The sequence below is a fragment of the Limnohabitans sp. genome (assembly GCF_044361985.1).
Taxonomy (GTDB): domain Bacteria; phylum Pseudomonadota; class Gammaproteobacteria; order Burkholderiales; family Burkholderiaceae_C; genus Limnohabitans_A.
Genome location: NZ_JBIKHV010000123.1, coordinates 1 through 5748 on the forward strand (window position 1 = coordinate 1; position 5748 = coordinate 5748).

4 protein-coding genes are annotated in these 5748 nt (G+C 60.9%); all 4 read left to right on the forward strand.

The features are described from left to right. Nucleotides 1–41: 41 nt before the first annotated feature. A complete protein-coding gene (gene pheA / locus ACIQ3A_RS13490; RefSeq protein ID WP_396432246.1) occupies nt 42–1142 on the forward strand; it encodes a prephenate dehydratase in 1101 nt (366 codons plus the stop codon). Next, nucleotides 1139–2059 carry a prephenate dehydrogenase gene (locus ACIQ3A_RS13495; protein ID WP_396432243.1) on the forward strand — a complete coding sequence of 307 codons (921 nt, stop codon included), beginning with the start codon at nt 1139–1141 and terminating at the stop codon, nt 2057–2059. Before pheA ends, ACIQ3A_RS13495 begins: the two co-directional genes overlap by 4 nt. A gap of 3 nt (nt 2060–2062) precedes the next feature. Beyond that, nucleotides 2063–4081: a bifunctional 3-phosphoshikimate 1-carboxyvinyltransferase/cytidylate kinase gene (locus tag ACIQ3A_RS13500; protein ID WP_396432244.1), complete on the forward strand. Its 2019-nt coding sequence runs from the start codon at nt 2063–2065 to the stop codon at nt 4079–4081. Nucleotides 4082–4283: 202 nt separating this feature from the next. Beyond that, a partial coding sequence (rpsA, locus tag ACIQ3A_RS13505) for a 30S ribosomal protein S1 (protein ID WP_396432245.1) occupies nt 4284–5748 on the forward strand: 1465 nt, incomplete at its 3' end.

Here is a 5748-nt window from a genome sequence, read left to right on the forward strand (position 1 = left end):
ACACCCACCCCCTGATCAGGCCACTTGAAAGACGCGCAGCCATGAGCCAACAACCCATTCAGTCGGACGCCCTGGGCGCCTTGCGCGTACAGATCGATGCGCTGGACAAACAACTGCTGAGCTTGCTGAACCAGCGTGCCCATGTGGCCGAACAGGTGGGCGAGATCAAGCGTGCCGAAGGTTCACCATTTTTTCGCCCGGACCGTGTGGCCCAGGTGATCGACAAGATCACGCAGGCCAACCCCGGACCTCTCAAAAACGAACATGTCGCCTCCATCTGGCGCGAAATCATGTCGGCTTGCCTGGCGCTCGAAGCGCCGCAACGCGTGGCAGTGCTTGGCCCCCAAGGCACATTTTGCGAACAGGCCGCCATCGAGTTTTTTGGCAGTGCCGCCAACCTGATTTATTGCGCCAACTTCGACGAGGTGTTTCACGCCACCGCGGCCGGCACCGCCCAATATGGCGTGGTCGGCATGGAGAACTCCACCGAAGGTGTGGTCGCCCGCTCGCTCGATTTGTTCTTGCGTTCGCCCGTGCACGTGGTGGGCGAGGTCAGCCTGCAGGTGCGCTTCAATCTGTTGCGCCAGCTCAACTCAGATGCAGGCATTGAGGTCGTCATGGCCCACCCCCAGGCCCTGGCGCAGTGCCAAGGCTGGCTGTCCAAGCACCTGCCGCATGTGGAGCGGCGCGCTGTGTCGAGCAATGCCGAAGGCGCCCGACTGGCTGCCACCAACCCAGCCTGGGCGGCTCTGGCCAGCGAACGAGCAGCCAGCCAGTTTGGCTTGCACATCGTGCACCACGCCATCCAGGACGAGGCCTTCAACCGCACCCGCTTTGCCGTGATCGCCTTGCCGCAAACCCTGGCCACGCCCCCTGCGTCTGGCAAAGATTGCACCAGCCTGGTGGTCTCGGTGCCCAACCGCCCTGGTGCGGTACACGACTTGCTGGTGCCCCTGAAGAACAATGGCGTGTCCATGACGCGCTTTGAGTCGCGACCGGCCAAATCAGGCCAGTGGGAGTATTACTTCTACATCGACCTGCAAGGGCACATCAGCGAGCCGCATGTGGCGGCGGCATTGCGCGATTTGCAGGGCTTGTGCGCGTTCTACAAGGTACTGGGTTCTTACCCTGTTTCGGAATGACACCCGAGCGCCCGACCGCGCCGCATTTCAAGCGCCTCGCCCTGATTGGCTGCGGCTTGATGGGTGGCTCGTTCGCCCTGGCCTTGCGCGAGGCGGGTCTGGTGCAACACATCGCCGGCTTCAGCGCCTCTGAAAAAACCCGACAACGCGCCCTGCAACTGGGTGTGATCGACCAGGCCTGCACCAGCGTGGCCGATGCTGTGCAAGGCGCCGATCTGGTGTTGCTGGCCGTGCCTGTGGGCGCCATGCACAGCAGCTTTGCCGCCATGCGCGATGTGCTGCAGCCCAACGCCTTGCTGATGGATGTGGGATCCACCAAGTGCGATGTGATTGCCGCAGCGCAAGACGCATTGGGCGAGCGCCTGTCCTGCTTTGTGCCTGCCCACCCGATTGCGGGCAAAGAACTGGCAGGCATTGAGCACGCCGAAAGCACGCTGTACCAAAACCGGCGCACCATTCTCACGCCACTGCCCAAAACCAGCATTCAGCGCCTGCAAACCGCGCACGGTGTCTGGAGCGCCATCGGCAGCCATGTCAGCAGCATGACGCCTGAAACACACGACGCCACTTTTGCCGCGGTCAGCCACTTGCCCCATGTTTTGGCATTTGCCGCGGTCAATGCATTGACCGCCCAAACCCAAGGTGCCGAATTTCTGGAAATGGCGGGCCCCGGCTTCAAAGATTTTTCTCGCATTGCGGCCAGCGATGCGGCGGTCTGGCGCGACATACTGAGTGCCAACCACGCCGAAGTGCTGTCGCAAATGACGCACTTTCGCAAAGCCCTTGAGCAGTTTGAAAACGCCTTGAAGCACGGCGACAGCCAAGCGCTTGAGCACCTGATTCAACAAGCCAGCGATGTGCGCGCGGCCTGGACGCTGCAAGCGGGCAACGCTTGCAACCCAGTTTCCGAGACTTAAACCATGTTCGCCACAGCCTTTCTCGACATTCCCCCTTTGCAAGGTGCATCCGGCAGCGTCACCTTGCCCGGCTCCAAAAGCATTTCCAACCGCGTGTTGCTGCTGTCGGCCCTGTGCCAGGGCACGACCGTGGTGCATGACCTGCTGGACTCGGACGACACCCAGGTCATGTTGGCCGCCTTGCGGCAACTGGGCTGCGGCGTTCAGGTCGAGGGCACCACAGTCACCATCAAGGGCTTGGGTGGGCAGCTTTCGCACCAGCAGGCGATCACTTTTTTCATGGGCAACGCGGGCACGGCCATGCGCCCGCTCACAGCCGCGCTGGCGGTGCTGGGGGGTGACTTCACACTCCAAGGTGTGCCCCGCATGCACGAGCGGCCGATTGGCGATCTGGTCGATGCCCTGCGCGAACTGGGCTGCCGCATCGACTATCTGGGCAACGAGGGCTTTCCCCCCCTGCGCATCGGCCACCCCAACTTGAAGCTGGATGCGCCCATTCCCGTGCGTGGCGATGTGTCCAGCCAGTTCCTCACCGCCTTGCTGATGGCATTGCCTTTGGCCGCCCAGGACCGCAGCATCACCATCGAGGTGGTGGGCGAGTTGATCAGCAAACCTTATATTGAAATCACCCTGAACCTGCTGGCGCGTTTCGGCATTGATGTGCAACGCCAAGGCTGGGAGCGCTTCGTGATTCCGGCGGGTAGCCGCTACCAGTCACCCGGCACGATCCATGTCGAGGCCGACGCTTCTTCAGCCAGCTATTTCATTGCACTGGGGGCCATCGCCCAGGGCGACGGCATCCGCGTGAATGGCGTAGGGGCCGATTCCATACAAGGCGATATCCGCTTTGTCGAGGCCGCCGAACGCATGGGGGCCAAAGTGACGCGTGGCCCCAATTGGCTGCAGATCAACCGGGGTGCCTGGCCGCTCAAAGGCATCGAGCTGGACTGCAACCACATCCCCGATGCGGCCATGACCTTGGCCGTGATGGCGCTTTATGCCGACGGCCCCACCCTGCTGCGCAACATCGCCAGCTGGCGCGTGAAAGAGACCGACCGCATCGTGGCCATGGCCGCAGAGTGCCGAAAACTGGGTGCCACTGTCGAAGAAGGCCCCGACTGGCTGCGCGTTCACCCTTTGCCCAATGGCCCGTTCACCCCCCCCGCGGCCCAAGGCCAATGGCAGGCCGCGAGCATCCACACTTACGACGACCACCGGGTGGCCATGTGCTTTTCGCTGGTGGCTTTCAACGGGGCGCAGGTGCCTGTGCGCATCGAAGACCCCAAGTGCGTGGCCAAAACCTTTCCTGATTATTTTGAGGCGCTTTTTTCAGTGGCCAGTGCCGAGGCCGCGCAAATTCCCGTGATTTGTATCGACGGCCCCACGGCCTCAGGCAAAGGCACCTTGGCCAGCCGGGTGGCCGCGCAACTGGGCTACCACTACCTCGATTCGGGCGCGCTCTACCGTGTCACGGCCCATGCCGCGCTGCAAGCTGGACTGAGCCTTGAAGCGGTCGATGAGGCACGCATCGCCGCGTTGGCCCGCCAACTGCCCGTGCACTTTGAGGGGGAACAGGTCTTGCTGGGTGGCGTGGATGTGACCGATGCGATCCGCAGCGAACAAGGCGGCATGAACGCCTCGAAGGTGTCGGTTTTGCCCGCCGTACGCGAGGCCTTGGTGCAACTTCAGCACAGCTTTCGCCGCCTGCCCGGTCTGCTGGCCGATGGCCGCGACATGGGCACGGTGATCTTTCCAAACGCGCCCTTGAAGGTGTTTTTGACCGCCAGTGCCGCCCAAAGGGCTGAAAGACGCCATAAGCAATTGATTTCTAAGGGTTTTTCGGCTAATATCGACAGTCTTCGCGCTGATTTGGAAGCGCGTGATGCCCGGGACATGTCCCGAAGCGTTGCGCCTTTGAAACCCGCGCAAGATGCCTTGCAACTGGACAACTCGTCTTTGACCATCGAAGCCTCGGTGGAACAGATGATGGTCTGGTGGCAAAGCCGGCAGGTTTTTGGTTGAAACACTGAAAACGGCCATGCCGGTCCGCCCTGTGCGGGCTGAATTGAGGTTCCACCTGGCTCTCTTCGTGCAGCTTGCACACTGGCCAGATGGATTTTTTAAACCAACCGCGGCTCGCGCTGCACAACAACCGCCACAGTCAGCTCCTGGAAACGACGCATTTCGCGTTCGTCAGTCCTGCCCTTGTGGATGAGGAAATCACATGTCTGAATCTTTTGCCGCCCTATTCGAAGAATCCCTGACGCGCACGGAAATGCGCCCAGGTGAAGTCATCACCGCTGAAGTGGTTCGCATCGAACACAACTTCGTGGTGGTCAACGCCGGTCTCAAGTCCGAGTCGTACGTACCGCTTGAAGAATTCAAAAACGACCAGGGCGAAGTTGAAGTCCAGGTCGGCGACTTTGTCTCCGTGGCCATCGGCTCCATCGAAAATGGTTACGGCGACACCATCTTGTCGCGTGACACCGCCAAGCGTCTGGCTTCGTGGATGTCTCTGGAAAAAGCCCTGGAAACCGGCGAATTCGTCACCGGCGTGACCAGCGGCAAAGTCAAGGGTGGCCTGACCGTGCTGGTCAATGGCATCCGCGCCTTCCTGCCCGGCTCTTTGGTCGACACACGTCCCACCAAAGACCTGTCCCCCTACGAAAACAAGACCCTCGAATTCAAGGTCATCAAGCTTGACCGCAAGCGAAACAACGTCGTGCTGTCACGCCGCGCTGTGGTGGAAGCCTCCATGGGCGAAGAGCGCGCCAAACTGATGGAAACCCTGCGCGAAGGCTCCATCGTTCACGGTGTGGTCAAGAACATCACCGAATACGGTGCGTTCGTGGACTTGGGTGGCATCGATGGCTTGCTGCACATCACCGACATGGCCTGGCGTCGTGTCCGTCACCCTTCCGAAGTGGTCACGGCCGGTCAGGAAATCACGGCCAAGATCCTCAAGTTCGACACCGAGAAAAACCGCGTGTCCCTGGGTCTCAAGCAAATGGGCGATGACCCATGGATGGGCGTTAACCGCCGCTACCCACAAGGCACCCGCATGTTCGGCAAGATCACCAACATCGCCGACTACGGCGCATTTGTGGAACTCGAGCCAGGCATCGAAGGTTTGGTGCACGTGTCCGAAATGGACTGGACCAACAAGAACGTTGCGCCTTCCAAGATCGTTGCCCTGGGCGACGAAGTCGAAGTCATGGTCCTTGAGATCGACGAAGACAAGCGCCGCATCAGCTTGGGCATGAAGCAGTGCCGTGCCAACCCATGGCAAGAGTTCGCACAGAACACCAAGCGCGGTGACCGCGTGAAGGGCCCGATCAAGTCGATCACCGACTTCGGCGTCTTCGTGGGCCTGGCTGCCGGCATCGACGGTTTGGTGCACTTGTCCGACCTGTCCTGGAACGAAACCGGCGAAAACGCCGTGCGCGAGTTCAAGAAGGGTCAGGAAGTCGAGGCTTTGGTCTTGGCTGTGGACGTGGACCGTGAACGCATCAGCTTGGGCATCAAACAACTCGACTCCGATCCCTTCACCACCTTCGTGTCGATCAACGACAAAGGCCAAACCGTCACCGGCAAGGTCAAGACGGTGGATGCCAAGGGCGCTGAAATCGATTTGGGCGAAGACATCATCGGCTACTTGCGTGTCAGCGAAATTTCGCGCGACCGCGTGG